This is a genomic window from Sphingopyxis sp. YR583 (assembly GCF_900108295.1).
Classification (GTDB): Bacteria; Pseudomonadota; Alphaproteobacteria; order Sphingomonadales; family Sphingomonadaceae; genus Sphingopyxis.
In genome coordinates this window covers 1,972,017-1,991,016 of sequence record NZ_FNWK01000001.1, presented here as the reverse complement: position 1 = coordinate 1,991,016, position 19,000 = coordinate 1,972,017, and the positions used below count along the sequence as shown (strand labels likewise).

General features: G+C 65.7%; 27 protein-coding genes. 10 read left to right on the top strand and 17 right to left on the bottom strand.

The features are described 5' to 3' along the window. Positions 1 to 219: 219 nt before the first annotated feature. The 3 genes from BLW56_RS09180 to BLW56_RS09170 all read left to right on the top strand — a co-directional run bounded on the left by BLW56_RS09180 (position 220) and on the right by BLW56_RS09170 (position 2,094). The gene (locus BLW56_RS09180; RefSeq protein ID WP_218140500.1) at positions 220 to 747 is read left to right on the top strand and encodes a hypothetical protein; all 528 of its coding nucleotides are present in this window, start codon (positions 220 to 222) and stop codon (positions 745 to 747) included. A gap of 100 nt (positions 748 to 847) precedes the next feature. Further along, positions 848 to 1,288 carry a nuclear transport factor 2 family protein gene (locus tag BLW56_RS09175; RefSeq protein ID WP_093510214.1) on the top strand — a complete coding sequence of 147 codons (441 nt, stop codon included), beginning with the start codon at positions 848 to 850 and terminating at the stop codon, positions 1,286 to 1,288. Further along, a complete protein-coding gene (locus tag BLW56_RS09170; protein WP_177175892.1) occupies positions 1,255 to 2,094 on the top strand; it encodes a ThuA domain-containing protein in 840 nt (279 codons plus the stop codon). The genes BLW56_RS09175 and BLW56_RS09170 overlap by 34 nt, the downstream gene beginning before the upstream one ends. Here the strand turns inward: BLW56_RS09170 and BLW56_RS09165 are convergent. The 5 genes from BLW56_RS09165 to BLW56_RS09145 all read right to left on the bottom strand — a co-directional run bounded on the left by BLW56_RS09165 (position 2,091) and on the right by BLW56_RS09145 (position 4,976). After that, positions 2,091 to 2,324, bottom strand: a complete 234-nt coding sequence (locus tag BLW56_RS09165) for a hypothetical protein (RefSeq protein ID WP_093510212.1) — start codon at positions 2,322 to 2,324, stop codon at positions 2,091 to 2,093. The genes BLW56_RS09170 and BLW56_RS09165 overlap by 4 nt on opposite strands. After that, complete coding sequence (locus tag BLW56_RS09160) at positions 2,321 to 2,719, bottom strand: DUF1801 domain-containing protein (RefSeq protein WP_093510211.1); 399 nt, start codon at positions 2,717 to 2,719, stop codon at positions 2,321 to 2,323. Before BLW56_RS09160 ends, BLW56_RS09165 begins: the two co-directional genes overlap by 4 nt. Before the next feature lie 10 nt (positions 2,720 to 2,729). Continuing rightward, a complete protein-coding gene (locus tag BLW56_RS09155; RefSeq protein WP_256203364.1) occupies positions 2,730 to 3,158 on the bottom strand; it encodes a DUF1801 domain-containing protein in 429 nt (142 codons plus the stop codon). Between the two features lie 7 nt (positions 3,159 to 3,165). After that, positions 3,166 to 4,023, bottom strand: coding sequence for a TauD/TfdA dioxygenase family protein (locus BLW56_RS09150; protein WP_093510210.1), 858 nt, complete (start codon positions 4,021 to 4,023; stop codon positions 3,166 to 3,168). Positions 4,024 to 4,097: 74 nt separating this feature from the next. Continuing rightward, positions 4,098 to 4,976, bottom strand: coding sequence for an arylamine N-acetyltransferase family protein (locus BLW56_RS09145; protein WP_093510209.1), 879 nt, complete (start codon positions 4,974 to 4,976; stop codon positions 4,098 to 4,100). 203 nt (positions 4,977 to 5,179) lie between these two features. Between BLW56_RS09145 and BLW56_RS09140 the strand changes: the two genes are divergently transcribed. The 4 genes from BLW56_RS09140 to BLW56_RS09125 all read left to right on the top strand — a co-directional run bounded on the left by BLW56_RS09140 (position 5,180) and on the right by BLW56_RS09125 (position 7,833). Beyond that, positions 5,180 to 6,034, top strand: coding sequence for a hypothetical protein (locus BLW56_RS09140; protein ID WP_093510208.1), 855 nt, complete (start codon positions 5,180 to 5,182; stop codon positions 6,032 to 6,034). A 31-nt stretch (positions 6,035 to 6,065) separates the two neighbouring features. Next, entirely contained in the window at positions 6,066 to 6,524 is a 459-nt protein-coding gene (locus BLW56_RS09135; RefSeq protein ID WP_093510207.1) for a nuclear transport factor 2 family protein, read from the top strand. A 69-nt stretch (positions 6,525 to 6,593) separates the two neighbouring features. Next, entirely contained in the window at positions 6,594 to 7,145 is a 552-nt protein-coding gene (locus BLW56_RS09130; protein ID WP_093510206.1) for a hypothetical protein, read from the top strand. A 103-nt stretch (positions 7,146 to 7,248) separates the two neighbouring features. Further along, a complete protein-coding gene (locus BLW56_RS09125; RefSeq protein ID WP_093510205.1) occupies positions 7,249 to 7,833 on the top strand; it encodes a 2'-5' RNA ligase family protein in 585 nt (194 codons plus the stop codon). Here BLW56_RS09125 and BLW56_RS09120 read toward each other — a convergent pair. From BLW56_RS09120 to BLW56_RS09105, 4 genes are all read right to left on the bottom strand, one after another. Then, positions 7,830 to 8,258 (bottom strand): OsmC family protein, encoded by a 429-nt coding sequence (locus BLW56_RS09120; RefSeq protein WP_093510204.1) that lies wholly within the window; start codon positions 8,256 to 8,258, stop codon positions 7,830 to 7,832. The two genes, BLW56_RS09125 and BLW56_RS09120, sit on opposite strands and share 4 nt — an antisense overlap. 98 nt (positions 8,259 to 8,356) lie before the next feature. Continuing rightward, positions 8,357 to 8,554, bottom strand: a complete 198-nt coding sequence (locus BLW56_RS09115) for a DUF2061 domain-containing protein (protein WP_093510203.1) — start codon at positions 8,552 to 8,554, stop codon at positions 8,357 to 8,359. 109 nt (positions 8,555 to 8,663) lie between these two features. Beyond that, entirely contained in the window at positions 8,664 to 9,221 is a 558-nt protein-coding gene (locus BLW56_RS09110) for a hypothetical protein (RefSeq protein ID WP_093510202.1), read from the bottom strand. A gap of 96 nt (positions 9,222 to 9,317) precedes the next feature. Beyond that, positions 9,318 to 9,659 (bottom strand): DUF962 domain-containing protein, encoded by a 342-nt coding sequence (locus tag BLW56_RS09105; RefSeq protein ID WP_093510884.1) that lies wholly within the window; start codon positions 9,657 to 9,659, stop codon positions 9,318 to 9,320. Between the two features lie 116 nt (positions 9,660 to 9,775). On the opposite strand from BLW56_RS09105, the gene BLW56_RS09100 reads away from it, so the two are divergent. Beyond that, positions 9,776 to 9,997, top strand: coding sequence for a hypothetical protein (locus BLW56_RS09100; protein WP_093510201.1), 222 nt, complete (start codon positions 9,776 to 9,778; stop codon positions 9,995 to 9,997). A 66-nt stretch (positions 9,998 to 10,063) separates the two neighbouring features. On the opposite strand, the gene BLW56_RS09095 is transcribed toward BLW56_RS09100, so the two are convergent. The 7 genes from BLW56_RS09095 to mutM all read right to left on the bottom strand — a co-directional run bounded on the left by BLW56_RS09095 (position 10,064) and on the right by mutM (position 15,541). Then, positions 10,064 to 10,525 carry a YaiI/YqxD family protein gene (locus BLW56_RS09095; RefSeq protein WP_177175891.1) on the bottom strand — a complete coding sequence of 154 codons (462 nt, stop codon included), beginning with the start codon at positions 10,523 to 10,525 and terminating at the stop codon, positions 10,064 to 10,066. A 10-nt stretch (positions 10,526 to 10,535) separates the two neighbouring features. Next, on the bottom strand, positions 10,536 to 10,817 hold the full coding sequence (locus BLW56_RS09090; RefSeq protein WP_093510200.1) for a DUF427 domain-containing protein: 282 nt from the start codon (positions 10,815 to 10,817) through the stop codon (positions 10,536 to 10,538). A 16-nt stretch (positions 10,818 to 10,833) separates the two neighbouring features. After that, positions 10,834 to 11,592 (bottom strand): sulfite exporter TauE/SafE family protein, encoded by a 759-nt coding sequence (locus BLW56_RS09085; RefSeq protein WP_093510199.1) that lies wholly within the window; start codon positions 11,590 to 11,592, stop codon positions 10,834 to 10,836. Next, positions 11,589 to 12,302, bottom strand: coding sequence for a uracil-DNA glycosylase (gene ung, locus BLW56_RS09080; RefSeq protein ID WP_093510198.1), 714 nt, complete (start codon positions 12,300 to 12,302; stop codon positions 11,589 to 11,591). The genes BLW56_RS09085 and ung overlap by 4 nt, the downstream gene beginning before the upstream one ends. Positions 12,303 to 12,404: 102 nt before the next feature. Further along, positions 12,405 to 13,772: a chromosomal replication initiator protein DnaA gene (dnaA, locus tag BLW56_RS09075; RefSeq protein WP_093510197.1), complete on the bottom strand. Its 1,368-nt coding sequence runs from the start codon at positions 13,770 to 13,772 to the stop codon at positions 12,405 to 12,407. Between the two features lie 503 nt (positions 13,773 to 14,275). Continuing rightward, the gene (gene rpsT, locus BLW56_RS09070; RefSeq protein ID WP_093510196.1) at positions 14,276 to 14,539 is read right to left on the bottom strand and encodes a 30S ribosomal protein S20; all 264 of its coding nucleotides are present in this window, start codon (positions 14,537 to 14,539) and stop codon (positions 14,276 to 14,278) included. A 189-nt stretch (positions 14,540 to 14,728) separates the two neighbouring features. After that, positions 14,729 to 15,541: a bifunctional DNA-formamidopyrimidine glycosylase/DNA-(apurinic or apyrimidinic site) lyase gene (gene mutM / locus BLW56_RS09065; protein ID WP_093510882.1), complete on the bottom strand. Its 813-nt coding sequence runs from the start codon at positions 15,539 to 15,541 to the stop codon at positions 14,729 to 14,731. 94 nt (positions 15,542 to 15,635) lie between these two features. On the opposite strand from mutM, the gene BLW56_RS09060 reads away from it, so the two are divergent. Continuing rightward, positions 15,636 to 16,373 (top strand): class I SAM-dependent methyltransferase, encoded by a 738-nt coding sequence (locus BLW56_RS09060; protein WP_062185391.1) that lies wholly within the window; start codon positions 15,636 to 15,638, stop codon positions 16,371 to 16,373. After that, a complete protein-coding gene (gene ubiB, locus BLW56_RS09055; RefSeq protein WP_093510881.1) occupies positions 16,370 to 17,920 on the top strand; it encodes a 2-polyprenylphenol 6-hydroxylase in 1,551 nt (516 codons plus the stop codon). Before BLW56_RS09060 ends, ubiB begins: the two co-directional genes overlap by 4 nt. Here the strand turns inward: ubiB and BLW56_RS09050 are convergent. After that, positions 17,913 to 18,929, bottom strand: a complete 1,017-nt coding sequence (locus BLW56_RS09050) for a hypothetical protein (protein WP_143043418.1) — start codon at positions 18,927 to 18,929, stop codon at positions 17,913 to 17,915. The two genes, ubiB and BLW56_RS09050, sit on opposite strands and share 8 nt — an antisense overlap. Positions 18,930 to 19,000 lie beyond the last annotated feature (71 nt).

Genomic DNA, 19,000 nt, shown 5'->3' with positions numbered 1-19,000 from the left:
GCCGCCGGTCTGGGCGAGCGCGGGGATGGTTGCGGACAGGCTGAGCGTCAAGGCAAGCGCGGCGAACGGCGCACGGATCGATCGAAACATATTCCCTCCATCGACCCACGCCCTGCCTATCAGTCCGCCGCGAACAGGCAAGCGCGAACCGCACGCGGCTCGACTTGGCCGGACGGCGCCGATAGGCTGGCGGTCCTTGGTAATATCGGGAGAATGACGATGCGCGGACAGGCTGGGCTGATGATGGGTGCGATGCTGGCGCTCGCCGGCTGCGGCGATGCCAAGGCACCCACGGCACCCGAAAAGTCGGTGCTCGCCGATGGGCCCAAGGCCGACATCAGCAAGCTCGCCGCGACCGACCTGCCCGCCGGCGTCCGCGACGCGGTGCTCGCCCGCGTCCCCGGCATGACGATCGCCGAGGCCGAGCGCAAGGAACGCGACGGCAAGATCTTCTTTGACGTCGAGGGGACGCGCCCCGACGGCAGCGCGGTCGAACTCGATCTGATCGAGGAGGACGGAAAATACCGCGTCGTCGAAATGCAGCGCGACATCGCCTGGACCAGCGCGCCCGCCCCGGTACGCGCCGCCGCCGATGCCTTCACCCCGGCGCGCGTCATCGAAAGCACGCAGGAGGACGGCACGATCGTCTATGAGCTCTTCGCCCCCGGCAAAGCCGACGAACCCGCCGCCGAGGTGAACTGGAAGGACGGCAAGGCGGCGCTGCGCACGACACGAAACGAATATTGACGTGACCGACGCCGCCGCGATCGAACGGCGGCTTGCCAAAGTCGCGCTACAAATGTAGCGCATGTAGCACATCCTCTTGCCGTCCTGACCGGGAGTTTCGATGCTGACCACCCTGCTCACCCTCGCCGCTGCGACCGCAACGCCCGCGCCAGCCGCATCCCCCGCCGACCTCTCGGCGATCGAGGCGACCTGCTTCGACTATGTCGACGGCCAGCTCGAAGGCGACACCGAGCGCGTCAAACGCGCGCTCCACCCCGACCTCGCCAAGCGCCGCGTGCTCGGCGACACCCCCGACGAGCGGCTCGGCCTGCAGCGCATGAGCCGCGAGGAGCTGGTCGACCTGACGAAGCGCGGGGCGCTCAAGACGCCGCGCGATCAATGGAACCGCTCGTGCCGCATCCTCGACGTCGCGGGCGACGCCGCGGCGGTGCGCGTCGAAACGCCGTGGTTCGTCGATTATTTCCATATGGGCAAATTCGGCGAGCGCTGGGTGATCGTCAACGCGATGTGGCACATGAAACCGCGCGAGGCGACGAAGTGAAGCTCACGCTCGCCGCCGCGCTGCTGCTCGCGCTGCAGGCCCCCGCCGCCGCACCCGACCCCCGCCGCCCGGCGCCGACCTTCGACAGCGTGGCGCCCGAGCTGCCCGTGCTCGCCCGCCCTGCGGTGCTGATCGTCAGCAAGACCAACGGCTATCGCCACGACAGCATCGAACAGGCGGTGCCGGCGATCGAAGCGCTGGTCGCCAGGCGCGGCTGGAGCAGCTTCGCGACCGAAAATGCTGCGGTGTTCAACCCCGAACAGCTCGCCAAATTCGACGTCATCGTCTTCGCCAACGCCAGCGGCGACATCACCACCACCGCGCAGCGCGAGGCATTTCAGGCGTGGATCGCCAAAGGCGGCGGTTTCGTCGGCCTCCACAGTGCGGGCGACGGCAGCCACCCCGACTGGTTCGTCAGGATGCGCGGCAACGGCAATTTTACCGGCCATCCGGGCGGGGCCGACCAGTTCCAGCGGACGAACCTGACCGTCGAGCGCCGCAACCATCCCGCGACGCGCCACCTGCCCGCGATCTGGCCGTGGACCGACGAATATTATAGCTGGGACGCCGCGCCCGGGGCCGACGCGCACATCCTTGCCCGGCTCGACGAGAAGACGATGCGGCTCGATCCGAAGCTGCAAATGGGCGACCATGCGCTGATCTGGTGGCGCTGCGAAGGCCGGGCGCGGATCTTCTACTCCGCGCTCGGGCACAAGGCTGAGGCGTGGTCCGACCCGGTCCATATGCGCATGATCGACGGCGCGATCGCATGGGCCGCGCGCAAGGAAGGCATGGGCTGCGACTAAGCGCCGGGTCTGACCGCCGGTCCCCGGACGGCATCGACCGCCTTACCCAACGCATCGGCAGCATAGATGCTCGCCGCCGACCCCGACCGGGCACCATAGAGCCAGACCAATGTGTCGAGGATCGCCGCCGCGCTGTCGCGCGAAATCGCCGGCGTCCACCCCTCGCGGTCGCGATTTCCGGCCTCGATCGCGTCGAGCAGCGCCGCCGCCGCGGCCCCGTCGCCGCTCATCCTTTCTTCGGACGCGCCGACTTTTCGAGATTGGCCTCGACCGCCGCACGCACCAATGCCCTGAAAGCCGCTTCGTCGACCATATCGCCCTCGAACAGGTCGATCGCGCGGCGCGCGTTGCCGTCGAGGCTCGAATTGAACAGCCGGGCGGGATCGGCAAGCGCTGCGCCCTTGGCAAAGGTCAGCTTGACCTTGTCCTTATAGGTCTCGCCGGTGCAGAGGATACCGGCATGCTCCCACACCGGGACGCCCGCGGGATTGGTCGGCTTCTGCCACTTCACCGTCTCCTCGACCTCCGGGTCGGCAGCGTGGATCAGCGCGCGCAGCCGGGCCAGCGTCGCGCCGCGCCAGTCGCCGAGCCCCGCGATCTTCGCGTCGATCAGATCCGCTGCCATCCCGTCCTCCTCACATCTTCTCGCCCGGCAGCGCCGCCGCCTGTTTCACCCAGTCCGCGAACGCCGCCTCGTCGACCTTGTCGTCTTCATGGATGTGGAAATAGCGCGTGTCGCCGCTTTTCGACGCGACCGGCGGCACGGGTGTCAGCGACTGGCCGCGAAAGAAGGCGACCTTGATATAGCGGTCGAAGCAATGGATGCTCAGGAACCAGTGCGTCGGCTCATCGGGTTGCCCCGGCGGGCCATAGAGTGGCGAGTTCCATTTGACCGCCTTGGCGACCCCCGGAACCGTCCTTTCGATCAGCGTATCGAGCCGCGCCCACACGGCCGACTTCCACCCCGGCATCGCCGCGATATAGGCCTGCACCGGCGTGTCGCCATAGCCTTTGGCAATCTGCGGATTGCCGCCCGACAGCAGCACGGGTCCGGTTTCGGTCACGCAGCGCTCAGCGTTCGTCGCGATAGAAGGGGCGGTCGCCGGCGATCGTCACCCGTTCCATCCGCCGCACCGCGGGGAAATAGTCAGACGCCGCATAATGCTGCCCCGCGCGATTGTCCCAGAACGCGATCGACCCGGCGCGCCAGCGAAAGCGGCACTGGATCTCGGGCACCGCCGCCTGCGCGTAAAGATGCGCGAGCAGCCATTCGCTCTCCTTTGCCGACACGCCCTCGATATGGCTGGTGAAGGCGGTGTTGACATACAGCGCCGGCTCGCCCGTTTCAGGATGTGTGCGCACCACGGGGTGGAGCTGCGGCGGATATTGTTCGTGCAGTTCCTCGATGCTCTTGCCCAGTCTTTTGGCAAAGACGCGCGCGATATCGTGAACCGCGCTCAGCGAGCGGCACCAGTCCTGCATCGCGGGCGACAGGCCCCGGAACGCCGCCGCCATGTCAGCGAACAGCGTGTCGCCGCCGACCTCGGGCACCTCGATCGCGCGCAGGATCGACCCCAGCGACGGTTCGGCGCGCCAGGTGACGTCCGAATGCCATTCATTCTCGCGCCCGCGCGAATCGGGTCCGTGCGCGATATGCAGCACCTCGGGGTTGGGCTGGTCCCTCGGCGTCGCGGGATGGATTTCGAGCGGTCCGAAGCGCCGTGCAAAGGCGATATGCTGTTCGGGCGTGATGAACTGGTCGCGAAAGAAGATCACCTTGTACGCGAGCAGCGCGGCGCGGACTTCGGCGATCGTCGCGTCGTCCTGCTCCTGCGTGAGGTCGATGCCCGAAATCTCGGCGCCGATCGACGGCGTCAGCGGCGCGACCTTCAGCCGCTCGAAAACCTGCTGCGTTGCAACCCCGGCCATGGCGTTCCGCTCCTGCTATTTTCTTGTCGGAGCATGAGAAAGCCATGGCGACGGCGAGTCAAGCCGCCGTGCGGTTATCCGACGATCTCGGCGGTTGCGGCGCGCTCGATCGCGGCACGCCAGTGCGGCCGGACGGGCAGCAGGAAGATCTCCGACAGGACGCGCGCGATCTCGTCGGCGACCAGATAACGCCGGTCGATGCGCCCGTCGGCCAGTCGCACCGTCAGGCGGTTGTCGCGCAGGCCATAACGCGCCTCGGCGGTCGTGCGCGCGGCGATCAGCTGGTGACGGAAATGCGAATCGGGGTGCGCCGACGTGTACCAGTTGCCGATCTCGTAATCGATTGCCGGGGGCGGCGTATCCTCGATCCGGTACAATGTCCGCCATTCGCCCTCGACCGACAGGGCAACCTGCCATTCGGCGCCCTGCCGGACGATACGATAGCTTTCATGCCGCGTCGGCTGCGCCTCTTCGTCGTCCAGCGCCAGCGGCTGCGGCGGCACCGCCGCGCCGAAGCCCACATCGGTCAGCCAGCGCCGCCCATCGATCGACACGCGAACGACCATATGCGTGCGCGGCGTCGGCGGCGCATCGTCGGGCAGCATCCAGCGGACGCGGCCGAGCAGCCCTTCGGCTTCGAACCCGATCGCACGCAGCACGCGCAGGAACAGGCCATTCTGTTCGAAGCAATAGCCGCCCCGGCGCTGTCTGATCAGCTTGGCGTCGACCGCATCGGCACCGATATCGATCCCCGCGCCGGTCAGCGCGTCGATCGCCTCGAACGGGATCGTCGCGATGTGCGCCGCCTGCAAGGCTGCCAGCACCTCCAGCGTCGGCGCCACCGGGCCGCGATAGCCGATCCGCGCCAGATAGCGCGGCAGCAAGGCCGCGGCGGGCGCATCGTCATCCATATCGAAAGCATCGGACGAGGGCGTGGCGGGGTAGTGCAGCATGGACAAAAGCTCCGTTCGCGAATCAACTGTCCGGCCCTTATGAAAGCTCAAGCCCGGTTGAGGTCAAGCGCGGATCGATAGAATCCGCTGGCCTCGCAAAGCGCTATCATCTTGGTAACTTAGCCATTGCGGACGCCCCCTTGCTGCGGCAGACCTGACCGACAAGATAAGGTCGCAGACCATATAATCTTCCAGGAGCCTCCATGCGCACCAACTTCGCTATCCGCCTCGCCGCCGCGCTCGCGCCGGCAACCATCCTCTTCGCCGCGGGCACCGCCAACGCCGCCACCTGCGAAGAGGCCTTCGTCAAAAAGGGCAATGCCATCACCGGGCTGCGCTTCACCGCCGCGGTGACCGTCGCCGACCTGCCGCCCGCCGTCGCGATCGGCCAGATGCGCGGGCTCGTCGCCGCCAAGGGTTACGACATCATGGCCGACGAGGCCGAATATGGCTCGATGCTGATCGAACAGCCGATGACCGGCGGTGCGCGCGCCTTTCCGATCCAGATCACCGCGACGCAGACCGGCGGCATCGGTACCGTCGTGATGGAAGCCAAGCTGCGCGCCGGCCAGACGGTTGGCAGCGATCCCGCGAAGGCCGAAATGTGCGGCATCCTGAACCAGATTCAGGGCGGCAAGGCGGGTGCCGCTGCGGCAAAGAAGGGCGCGGTCGCGACCACCGTCGCCGCCGCGCCGGTCAAGATCAGCGCGCTCGGCTTTTCGCAGCAGGTGTCGAAGGATACCGAACGCAACGCCGCGGGCGTGCTGACACGCTATAAGGGCAAGCAGTTCACGATCGACGGTTCGGTCGAATATGTGACCAAGGACGGCAAGGATTTCCGTGTCGGTTACAAGGTTCCCAACCCCTGGGAACAGGCGATCCGCCTGCCCAATCAGGCGCCGTTCAAGACCGACATCGTCTGCTATATGGCGCCGGGACAGGCGGCCTATTCGCTCCAGCTCAAACCCGACAAGGGCATCAAGCTGACCGGAACGATCGAGGATTTCGACGAATATAAGCATATCATCTGGCTGAAGGATTGTCGCCCGGCGCAGTGATCGGGGCCCGACAGCGACGGAAAGGGACGCCATGCGTGGAACGATAGCGGCAATGCTGGCTTTCGGCATGGCGGCACCCGCCACCGCCGAGGCGCCCGAAAACGAGACCGCAAGCCTCCGCGCCTTCGCCGACGCGTTCGACGCGGCGCAGATCGCGCAGGACGGCGACGCGCTCGAAACCATGGTCGCCGACGACCTCGTCTTCATCGACGGCAGCGGCAAACGCTTGGGCAAAGCCGCTTTCATCGCCGGCTGGACCGGGGCCGACGACGATTATGACCCGGTCACGCTGACCGATCGTATCATCCTGCCGTTTGGCAGGGACGGCGGCCTCGCCAGCGCAGAGGCGATATTGTCGGGCCGTTCGGCGGGCAAGTCGTTCCGCGTTCGCATCCGTTTCACCGACATCTTCCGGCGGCACGGCGACAGCTGGCAGGCAAGCTATATCCACGTCACACGGATGGCGGTCGCGGACAGCCCGCCCTCCTGACATGCGGCCGATTGCCTTGGCGCCGCGTTACGCCGATAGTCGCACCATCCTTGCCGCAGCAGATATGTCATGCGCTTTTCCCGTTCGCCCTTCGCCGCAGCCTTGCTGATCGGCGGTGCCGCGCTGACACTCTCGGCCTGCGGCTCCGAAAAGGCGCCGGCCGCACCGACACCGGATAGCAAGACGGCAGCGACCACGACCGATGCGGCCCCCGCCAAGGCCCCGGCGACCGCCGCGCCAGCCAAGGCAGGCGCGCCCGATCTGTCCGCCTATGTCGGCAAATATCCGTTCGACAAGGTCGACGGCGTCGCCTTCGGCGACCATCCGCTCGTCAAGGCAGGCATCGCGGCGACTGTGACCGACGCGCGCGTGCGCACCGCAATCACCGCCACCGCCGGCCCCTCGGCGCCCATCGAAATGATCGACGGCAAGGTCGCGTCCTGGGCGTGCCAGCAGCATAAATGCGGCGAGCATCAATGGACCGTGCTTGTCGATCCCGCGACCGGCGCGACCGACGTCTGCTATGTCAACGATCCCGCGATGACGAACGAATCGCGCTGGTTCCTCGCGGGAGGCAAGGAAGAAAAGCGCAAGGGCGACTGCGCCGCCGAAAAGAACTGATTGCCGCGACCCCACCATTTCGCGCTCTGGGCCGGATAGGATTCGACTCTCGCCCGACATGAGAACATAATAGGAACATTGATCCGATTCGGAGGAATGGACGATGGACCCGATGTTCCGTTATTTTCTGGGTTTTCAGGTGGCGGCCGACCGCGCCGGCTGGCTCGCGCGCCAGTTGCCGCCCGTTTCAGGTGACCTGTTCGCGGGACTCAAGCCGCAACATTACCATCTGACGCTCTGCACGATCGCCGAAACCGACGAGCAACAGCCGTTCCTGCACAAGCGGGTCGCGGCAGCCTTTGCATCGGGGCTCCCCGCCGCGAGCCATATTCCCTTCGGTCGTATTGTGAGCCGGGACGCGGGCGCCGAACTCGTCACCGTCGGGCACGTCGGCGGGCTGCGCCATCTCTATGAGCGCATCGTCGCGCGTCTCGACACGCAGGGCATCGAACCGATGCACCGCAAGTCAGGGTTACGGCCGCACATCACGCTCGGCTATGGCGCGTGCGACTTCGACCCCGTCCCGACGGTCTGGCGATGGACCCCGCGCGAGCTCGTCCTGATCGAAAGCCATGTCGGCCATCGCCGCCACCGCGTGCTGCAACGCTGGACGCTCGAAGCGCCGGCGCAGGGCAGTTTCGCCTTCATGACCGACGAATTGCCCGCGCCGCTGCTCCGCGCGGCCTAAGCCTCGAGGCTGTGCTCGAGCGTGATCTCGCAGTTGAGCAGCTTCGACACCGGGCAATTCTTCTCGGCCTCGGCGGCGATCGCAGCAAACTCGTCGGCGCCGATCCCCGGTACCTTGCCCACCAGCGTCAGCGCCGATTTGGTGATCTGGAAACCGCCGTCGACCTGATCGAGCGTCACCACCGCGCTCGTTTCCAGCGTGTCCCCGCTATAGCCCGCGCGTGCCAGGCCGAACGACAGCGCCATGGTGAAGCAGGCTGCGTGCGCCGCGGCGATCAGTTCCTCGGGGTTCGTCCCCGGCTGGCCCTCGAAGCGCGTGCCGAAACCATAGGGCTGCGCGTTCAGGACGCCCGATTTGGTCGTGATCGCTCCCTTGCCGTCCTTGCCGAAACCTTCGTAACGGGCCGATGCGCGATTGGTGGTCATGCTTCTGTCTCCTTGCCGGGTTGAGTCTCTTGCGTGTTTCTACACCATGACGACCGCCGGACTATCCCGACAAAAGTATGGTGATCCCCATCCTTCGGTCAGGCGAGGCCGCGCCGCGCGCCGACGCGCTTCCAGGCCTTTTCATGGAAGAAGAATGCGACGGCATTGATACAGGGCTCGATAATCGCGATCCCGCCCGCCAGCGCGACCGACCCGGTCATCACATAGGCGACGCTGAACCCGATCGTCAGATGGATCGAGAGATAGGTGAAGGTCTTGATCAGATCGGTGGGCATGGCCCGTCTCCAGCAAATGCGAACCCGTCCAAATTAAGAATGGTTCGCAATAAGTGCTAGATAGACCTTTAGGTCAGTCTGATCGATTTTCCCGGCCTTCGCCTGCCCGCTATGTCCGGATCTTCCCGACCAGCTCCACCGCAACGTCCTTTGCGGTCGCGTCCGGCGCGCTGCCGATCGTCAGGATCACAAAGCGGCTGTCGTCGAGGAAGACATTCATCTGATTGATTCCCGGTACGAAGAACGCGGCCTTGCCCAAGCCCGCGACATCCACGATCTTCTTGTCCGAAAAGGCCGCCATGGTCTTTTCGGTCGTCTCGCGCGTCTGCCGGATCGCGGCGTCGCTATTGTCGGCGATCGGCGACCGGCGCGCCATCAGCGTCGCGCTGCTCCCGCCCGCGAGGCGATAAGTGCATTCGGATGTCGCAGCGTTGGCGCCTTCGGCCTTGTTGACGAACGCAAGGCTGGTTTCGGTCACCGTGTCGCCCAGCGCTGCGCCGACCGCCGCCTTGTCGAGCAAAGCGCAGGCGTCGCTCGCATCCCAGCCGCTCGCGGCGATCTTCGCCTCGCCCTTTTCGGCGGCCTCATCCTTCGCTCCGCCGTCACAACCGGCGAGCAACAGGACGCCCAGACCCGCAACGATCGCTCCGTTCACACCCTTACGCATAAGCTTCTCCCCATCTGCGTGGTGCGACCCACTGCGACGATGCGCGCAAAATGCCATCATCTCAAGCCGTTCGACGCTTTGGAGAAAAACCGGTCCTCAGACCGGCGGCCGGGCGACCCCGGCGCGGTCGAGTTCGGGGCCCAGCCGCCCCGTCAGCCACAGCCCCCACATTTTGAAATCGGCGGCAAGGCTCCAAAGCGGATAGGTAAAGGTTGCCGGCCGGTTCTTCTCGACCCCGAAATGCGCGACCCAGGCAAAGAAATAGCCCGCCACCGGCAAGGCGATCAGCCAGCCCCAGCGACCCGAAAGGACCGCTGCGATCGCGATCAGCACGACAAGGCTCGTGCCGATATAATGCAGCGCGCGTGTCGACGCCTTGCTGTGCTCGCGCAGGTAAAAGGGCCAGAATTCGGCGAAGCTCGTATAAAGCCGGGACATGCGCCAAAGATGTCGCGGCCGCACCGTGCGGTCAAGCCGCCCCGCGATTTCTCCCATAGCCTCGGCCCGATATCCTGTTACGCTCGCGAACAGAAAGATAATGGGGGAGGAATATCATGAAGAAATCGACGCGCGCCTTGCTGGGGCTGATCCTGCTCGACCTGATCGTCGTCGCGGGTGCCTGGTGGATGATCGAGCGGACCCGCAGCGGAGCATGGAATTCGAACGATCCGGCCGGCTCGATCACGATGGTCACCACGACCGCGGGCATGGTTGTCGGCGTGATCACCGCGGTGCTGTTGCTCGCCTTCGTCATGCACCGCCGCGCGGGGAACTAGCGCCCGAATCGGCGCAGTCCGCATCACTCGCGCGGATAAATTTCGCAAAACATCGAAAAGAAAATTCTACCCGCGCTTCAGCCGGACCAAAGCGCCATCCAGCGCCTGCAGGAATGATGAGCGGTCGGCCTTCGAAAAGGGCGGCGGGCCGCCCATTCCATCGCTCATTCCCGATCGCAGGTCGGCCATGATCGCGCGCGTCGCGATCGCGGGGCCGATCGACGCCATGGTGAAAGGCTTGCCGTTCGGGCCGAGCACGGTCGCGCCCGCCTTCAGCGCCCGGTCGGCGAGCAATATGTCGGCGGTGACGACGATCGACCGCGCATTCGCCGCCTCGGCGATCCAGTCGTCGGCGGCGTCGAATCCGTCCGACACCACGACCCGCTCGATCAGCGGATGCTCGGGCACGCGCAGCCGGCTGTTGCTCACGACCTTCACCGCCACCTCGTGCCGCCATGCGACACGATAGATTTCGTCCTTCACCGGACAGGCGTCGGCATCGACAAGAATCTGGATGGCATTCGTCATGGGCAAAGGGTCAGCCGACCTCGACGCCTTTCCAGAAAGCGATGCGATCCCTGATCGCCTCGGCCGCCTCCTTGGGGTCGGGATAATACCAGGCGGCGTCCTTGTTCACTTGGCCTCGGGCGGTGACATGATGATAATGCGCCAGCCCCTTCCACGGGCAGATGCTCGTCGTCGCGCTGTCCGACAGCACGCCCGCGTCGACGGCATCGCGCGGGAAATAATGATTGCCCTCAACCACGACCGTATCGTCGCTGTCGGCGATCACCGCGCCGTTCCACACTGCCCGCACCATCGATCCGCCTCCCGCGTCAGCCCGCCAAGCCGTCCCACACCAGCTTGGCGCCGAGCAGGACCATCAACAGATAGATGATAACATAGAAACGGGCGCCATCGATGCGCTTCAGCCAGCGCACGGTGAGCAGCGTCGAGCCGATCGCCAGCGGCATCAGCAGCAGCGCGGCGACAAGCACCTCATGCGGAAAGGCGCCGAGCGCGATATAGGCGGGCACCTTCATCCAGTTGATCGCGGCGAACAGGATCGAACTCGTGCCCACGAAGACAAGGTGCGGCAGGCGACGCGGCGTCACCCACATCTGGAACGGCGGCCCGCCGGCATGCGCGATCTGGCTGGTAAAGCCCGTCGCGACCCCGAACAGGCTGCCGACCCAGCCCGGCGAGGTCGATGCGGCAACGACACGCCCGCCGCGCTCGACCCACAGCCGGTAAAGCCCGAACGCCAATGTGATCGCGCCCAGCGCCGCCATCAGCTTCGCCTCGTCGACGCGCTCGGCATAGAGATATCCCGCCGCGATGCCGACGGCAGCGCCGGGCAGCATCCACGCGATCACCCAGCCGTCCCACGTCTTGCGGAACGACCAGACGCTGACGACATCCTGCACGATCAGGATGGGGAGCAGCAGCGCCGCGGCGATCGTCGGCGGCAGCACCAGTGCGACGAGCGGCGTCGCAAGCGCCCCGACGCCCGACAGGCCACCCTTGGCAAGCCCGAGCAGGATCACCGCGGCGGCAACCACGATCAGCGTCAACGGATCGGCCAGCAGGCTCATGCGGCGGCGACGTCCACCGCATCGGGCAGACGCCAGTCGATCGGCCCGCGTCCCTGCGCTTCCAGAAACGCATTCGCCTGACTGAACGGCCGCGACCCGAAAAAGCCGTTATGCGCCGACAAAGGCGACGGGTGCGGCGCACGCAGGATCAGGTGCGGACTCCCCGCGCCCAGCCCCGCGACATTCGCGGCTTTCTTCTGCGCATGGCTGCCCCACAGGATGAAGACCTTGGGCGCCGGGTCGGCGGCAACTGTCGCAACCACCGCATCGGTGAACTTCTCCCAACCCTTGCCCTGATGCGAGGCCGCCATGCCGCTCTCGACCGTCAGGCAATTGTTGAGCAGCAGCACCCCCTGCTCGGCCCAGGATTTAAGATAGCCATGCGAAGCACGGGGGATGCCAAGGTCGCTCTGCATTTCCTTGTAGATGTTGACGAGGCTCGGCGGCGTGCGCACGCCGGGCTGCACCGAGAAACAGAGCCCGTGCGCCTGCCCCGGCCCGTGATAGGGATCCTGCCCGAGGATGACGACGCGCACATCCTGCGGCGGCGTTGCATCGAGCGCGGCGAACCAGTCGCGCGGGCGCGGAAAGATCGCCTTCCCCCTTGCGCGCTCGTCCGCAAGAAATTGCTTCAGCGCCGCCATATAGGGCTGTTTGAACTCGCCGCCGATGCGCGCGAGCCAGTCGGGATGCAGTTTGACCTCGGCCATGACCGCGCTTCACCAGAGCAGCGCGGGCTTGTCCAGTGTCGTTACCTTGCGAAGCGCGACATGTGGATATCTTGGGGGATAACCCCCGTATAATGCTGTGGATCAGCTGTTGAGCGCGCGCCGGATCGCGGCGATTTCGGCGTCGAGCTCACTGTCGGCGATGCGCAGCGCCTCGACCGTGCGCACCGCGTGGATCACCGTCGAATGATCGCGTCCGCCGAAGCGGCGCCCGATCTCGGGGTAGGACCGCGGCGTCAGTTCCTTTGCCAGGTACATCGCGACCTGACGCGGGCGCGCGACGGCACGAACGCGGCGCTTCGACGCCATTTCGGACTTGTCGAGGCGGTAGTGGGCGCAGACCGCGCGCTGGATCTCGTCGATCGTGATGCGCGGACGCGCGGTACGGACATTTTCGGCGAGCCGGTCTTCGGCAAGCGTCAGGTCGACCGTTGTGCCCGTTAGTGCTGCATAGGCGAGCAGCTTGTTGAGCGCGCCTTCGAGTTCGCGAATGTTGCGCGTGAAATGCTTGACCAGATAGGCGACGACATTGTCGGGTACATCGACCATCGGCATTGCGGCGAGCCGCTGGCGGATGATGCGTTCGCGCAGGTCATCCTCGGGCGCCTCGATATCGGCGACGAGCCCGCCCGACAGGCGCGACAGCAACCGTGCCTCGACCCCGTCGAGCATCGCGGGCGGGCGGTCGGCGGTGACGACGAGGCGCTTGCCCGCAGTCATCAGGTCGTCGATCGTGTGGAGCAGTTCTTCCTGCGTCGAATTCTTGCCGATCACAAACTGGAGATCGTCGAGCAGCAACAGGTCGGCGGCGCGCAGCCGCGCCTTGAACGCCATCATGTCGCCGCCGCGCATCGCGCCGACGAATTCGAGCATGAACTTTTCGGCCGACATCAGGATGATGTTCGCGGTCGGGTGCGTCGCGGCATAATCCTGCGCGATCGCCTGGAGCAGGTGCGTCTTGCCCTGTCCGGTGCCCGAGCAAAGGTAGAGCGGGTTGAACTGCGGCGCCTCGACCATCGCCATGCGGCGCGCGGCGTTGGCGGCAAGGATGTTACTACGCGCGACGACAAAACGATCGAACGACAGGCGCGGATCGAAACCGAGCAGCGCGGGGTTGGCGGCAGGCACCGCCGGCGCGGGCGTATCGAAGCTCGGTAGCGGCGAGGCGGCAAGGCTTGCGGCGCGGTCTTCCGCGGCGGCACCGCCGCGCACCATGACGCTGCGCACTGCGGGCAGTTGCTGGCGCCATGCGAGTTCGAGCCGGTCGCCGAAGCGTTCGTTGATCCAATTCGCGGAGAAACGGCTGACGGTTTCGAGCGTCACCACGCCCGAGAGCGAACAATAATCGGCAAAGCGCACCGGCTTCAGCCAATGGTCGAAGGTGCGCACGCCGAGGTCGCGGCGCAGCCCTTCGGCCACGCGCGGCCAGAGCGTTGCGGCATCGCCGCTCACTGCTCCACCCTTTGCGTTATGCCCATGCCAATTGCCGCTCTCTGTCACGCTGTGCCGCCCCCTCAGGTCCCCTCGTCACCAAACGATCGGGCGGCCCCCACGCGCCGATTCGTCGCCCGCGCCGGGCGCAGGCATACTGTCCGGGGCAATGCAGCCCGGGAAGTCGCGAATCATGTCGATGTGGCGGCCACCGGCGAAGGCCGACGACGCACCCTGTCTAGTCAGGCCGCGCCGAGTCGATCAAGGGCACGGCATGTAAAAATACTGAAATAAAAATCTTGACTCATCCGGGGCGCCGGAATCGCGCCGAAACGTCATTTTATCACGTATTTTCAATAGCTTAATTGTTGCATTCGGATGACTAAACAACGAATCGCAGTAATTCCGTCACTTACCGCGCTGCAACACTATTGCCATCGCGCTGTCACAATATCGGACGCAAAAAAGGACCCGCGGGCATGAAGCCAGCGGGTCCTTTTTGTTCCCTTTCGGGACAAGCCGGATCAGGCGATCGCGTTGACGCTCTTGGTCAGGCGCGAGAACTTGCGGGCCACAGTGTTCTTGTGGAGCACGCCCTTGGCAACGCCGCGCGCCATTTCAGGCTGCGCTGCCTTCAGCGCGGTAGCAGCAGCGTCCTTGTCACCAGCGGCGACGGCATTCTCGACCTTCTTCACCAGCGTGCGAATGCGCGAAACGCGATTCTTGTTCACGATGGTGCGCGCGGTGTTGCGGCGGATGCGCTTCTTTGCCTGCGGCGTATTGGCCATAAATTCCTCTAATCTTTCAAACGGTCTACATGGTCGGAGCACAGCCTCAGCGGAGCAGCCGAATCGCGCGAATTGCAGCGAATCAATGTCCGGATGCGGCCGGTTCCGGACGACCGGACCCTGCTCGAAGGGTGCGCGCATAGCGGCGAAGGGCGATTTGGTCAATGGCTTTGCGGGCAATCACCCGCATTACCGCTGGCATTTCGGGCAATAAAAGGTCGAGCGACCCGATTGCACGATGCGCGCGATCGTCCCGCCGCATTCGCACGCCTCGCCCTCGCGGCCATAGACGCGCCAGTCCTTGGCAAAATAACCAAGGTCGCCCTCGGGGCTGAGAAAGTCGCGCAAGGTCGAACCACCCGCAGCGATTGCCGCAATCAGCACCTCCTTGATCGCGGGCACCAGCACCGCGAGCTTCGCCCTGGACACGTCGGCGGCGGGCTTCGTCGGCGAAATGCGCGCCATGTTGAGCGCCTCGCAGACGTAGATATTGCCGAGCCCCGCGACGACCGTCTGGTCGAGCAGCATCGCCTTGATCGGGGCGCGCCGTCCGGCGAGCGCCTTGGCCAGATAGGCTGCGTCGAACGCCTCGGACAGGGGCTCCGGGCCGAGCGTCACGAACGCGGGGAACAGCGTCAGCGGATCGCCGCTCACCAGATCGACCGACCCGAAGCGCCGCGGATCGTGAAGGAAAAGTCGGTGCCCCGCCCCGGTTTCGAGCAGCAGATGATCGTGCTTGCCCGCCTCGCCGCCTTCGGTCCGCCAGCGCCCCGACATGCCGAGGTGAAAGATCATATGATCGTCGCGGTCGGTCGAGATCACGCCATATTTGGCACGGCGCGAAAGCCGCGTGACCGTCGCGCCGGTCAGCCGCTGCGCCAGATCGGCGGGAAACGGCCGGCGCAGGTCGGGACGGAAAGTGGTGACCGCAGTCAGGCGCTGCCCTTCGAGGAAAGGGGTAAGGCCGCGGACGGTGGTTTCGACTTCGGGCAATTCGGGCATATCGTCTGTCGGGCTACGCGCCATTTGCGCGGGCGGCAAGGCCCCGCTAAAGGCCGTTCGACTTTACCTCTCCCCCGCAAAAGGCGCGCACTCCATGGCCACTCCCGACACCGTCAGCTTCGGCTATGAACAGGTTCCCGCGGGCGAGAAGACCGCGATGGTCGGCGAGGTGTTCAGCCGCGTCGCGCGCAAATACGACATTATGAACGATGCGATGTCGGGCGGCATGCACCGGCTGTGGAAAGATCGCTTCGTGCGCCGCGTGAAGCCGCGCGAAGGCGAAACGATCCTCGACATGGCGGGCGGCACCGGTGACATCGCCTTTCGCATGGAGCGGTTCGGCGCCAGCATCACCGTCGCCGACATCAACCCCGACATGCTCGGCGTCGGCGTCGAACGCGCCGCCGAACGCGGCATCGACAGCCTCGTCTGGTCCGAACAAAATGCCGAGAAACTCAGCTTCCCCGACCAGTTTTTCGACGCCTATACGATCGCCTTCGGCATCCGCAACGTCACCGACATCCCGGCGGCGCTCAAGGAAGCACACCGCGTGTTGCGCTATGGCGGGCGCTTCTTCTGCCTCGAATTCTCGACCAACGAATGGCCGGGTTTCGCGCAGGCCTATGATGCCTATTCGCACCACCTCGTCCCCAAGCTCGGCAAGCTGATCGCCGACGACGAGGACAGCTATCGTTACCTGATCGAATCGATTCGCCGCTTCCCGCCGATGCCCGAATTTGCGCGGATGATCCGTGAGGCGGGCTTTACCGCGGTCAAGGTCGAACCGATCCTCGGCGGTCTCGTCGCGATCCACAGCGGGTGGAAAGCTTGACCCGACCCGTCACCCATATCGCCCGCCTGCTGAAGTGGGGGCGCATCCTTGCGCGCCACGGGGCGCTGCGCGGGATCGAGAGTGCGCCGCAGACCCCGCCCGGCGTCAAGCGGCTGTGCCGGCTCGCGCGGCTCGGCACGATCCAGCCGAAGGTGCCCGACTATGCCGCGGCGTTCCAGGCGATCGGCCCCGCCGCGGTCAAGCTCGGCCAGACACTCGCGACGCGCCCCGACCTCGTCGGCGAGGAAGCGGCGCATAATCTGCTGACGCTGCAGGATGCGCTCGCGCCCGTCGCGTTCGAGCGTATCAAACAGGAAATCGAGGCGACCTTCGAAGTCCCGCTCGAAAGCCTCTACAGCGAATTCGATCCCGAACCCGTCGGTTCGGCTTCGATCGCACAGGTCCACCGCGCGGTCACGACCGACGGCCGCAAGGTCGCGGTGAAGGTCCGCCGCCCCGGCATCGACAAGCAATTCGCACGCGACATCGACACCTATGAATGGGCAGCCGCGCACCTTGAGGCACTCGGCGGCGAAGCGACGCGGCTGCGCCCGCGCGAGGTCATCGCCAATTTCCGCCGCTGGACGCTGCGCGAACTCGACCTCCGCCGCGAGGCGGCCTCTGCATCCGAACTGCGCGACGCGATGGTTGGCGTGCCCACTTATGAAGTCCCCGCAATCGACTGGGACCGCACGGCATCGCGCGTGATGACGCTCGACTGGATCGACGGCATCAAGATCTCGCGCCGCGACCAGCTGATCGCCGCCGGACACGACATGGAGACATTGTCGGCGAACCTCGTCAACGCCTTCCTGCGGCAGGCGATTGCCGAGGGTTTCTTCCACGCCGACATGCACCAGGGCAATTTGTTCGTGAAGGCCGACGGCACGATCGCCGCCGTGGACTTTGGCATCATGGGCCGGATCAACCGGCAGGCGCGCTACTGGCTCGCCGAAATCCTCTATGGGCTGACGACCGGCAATTACCGCCGCGTCGCCGAAATCCATTTCGAGGCGCAATATGTGCCCGCCTATCACAGCGTCGAGGAGTTCGCGACGGCGCTGCGCGCGGTCGGCGAGCCGATGCGCGGCAAGCCGGTGAGCGATCTCAGCGTCGGGCAGATGCTCGACGGGCTGTTCGCGATCACGCGCGACTTCGACATGCAGACGCAGCCGCACCTCCTCTTGCTCCAGAAGACGATGGTAATGGTCGAGGGCGTCGCGACGATGCTCAACCCCAAGATCAATATGTGGGACGTCTCGGGCCCCTTCGTCAGCGAATGGATCCGCGACGAACTCGGCCCCGAGGCCGCGCTCGCCGACGGCATCCGCGAACAGGGCAAGACGCTGGCGCTGATCCCCGATATCATCCGCCGCCTCGACGCACAATTGCCGAGGAAGGGTGCCGCTCCGCCCGCCCCGCCGCTGCCCGACATCGCGCTGATGTGGGACACGGGCGAGAAAAAGCGCTGGTGGCGCTATGCGTTGACGGCGATCGCCGGCGCCGCGGCAGGCGCCGCCGCGCTGTGGGCCGCCGGGATCAGCTAGACGCCAGATCCTTGAGCGCATCCTTCTCGGGCTTCTTGCCGAGGTTGCGGATGCGCCACACGACCACCGACAGCACGCCGAGCGCACTGACCAGCGCGAGCAGCATCGCGCGCACGCCGCCGATACTGTCGGTCAGCCGCGAGACCATCATGTCGAAACGCCCGATCGCGTCGGCCTCGACATCGACCGCGATCATGCGGCTGTCGATCGTGTCGAGCGGCTTGCCATTCTGTTCGGCGAGGCTTTCGACCTTCACCCCCAGCTTGAGCTTGCCATCCTGTTTCGGCGAGACGGTCCAGTCGAACGAGAGCATCCGCGACAGCCCGCGCTCCTTGCACTGGCGCGCCGGACCGTTTAGTTCGAACTGCGTCGCGAGCAGTTCGGCGCAGATCCACGAGCCGAGCCGGATATCGACGGTCTTGACGTCGCCCGCGTCGGTCGCGCTGTCTACAACCTGTGCCGCGACCTCCTTCGCGCCGATCACCAGCTTCACCGGATAGTCGCGCCCCATATCCATCCGGCGCGGCGGGTCGAAGGCGGCAACCCCGCTCTGCATCGTCGCGAGCAGGCCCGAATAATTGGCGCATTCTTCCGGTGTTGCGAGGCCGCCGAGCTGGGGGCAGGCAACCTTGCCGACGGTGGCCTGATCGCTTGCGGCACCTACAGCGGAATCGGCCATATGCGCGGGCTCCGCCGATCCGCCACTGGTGTCGGGGAAATTGATATGCCCTTTGCGCGCGGCTTCGACCTGCTTCTTCGCCTGCGCCACGGCCGCCTTGGCTTCTTCATAGGCACGCATGGCTTCGGAACGTGCCGATTGCTGTTCGCGCGCGGCTTGCTGCGCCATCGCCTCTTGCCGGGCGCGATCGGCGGCTTCACGCTCCGCGCCATAGGGCTCGACCCCACCCGGTGCGGGCGGCAGCATCTCGGGCGCCTTTTTCGCATAGCCGCACCCCGAGAGCGCAAGCGCCATCGCGAGCAACAATGCCCTGCCACAAGCCTTGTTCATCCAGCCCCCCATGCCCGAAGGCGACCCCCGGGACATGAAATTGCATGTTTGCCGGGCGGCGTCCACCGGAA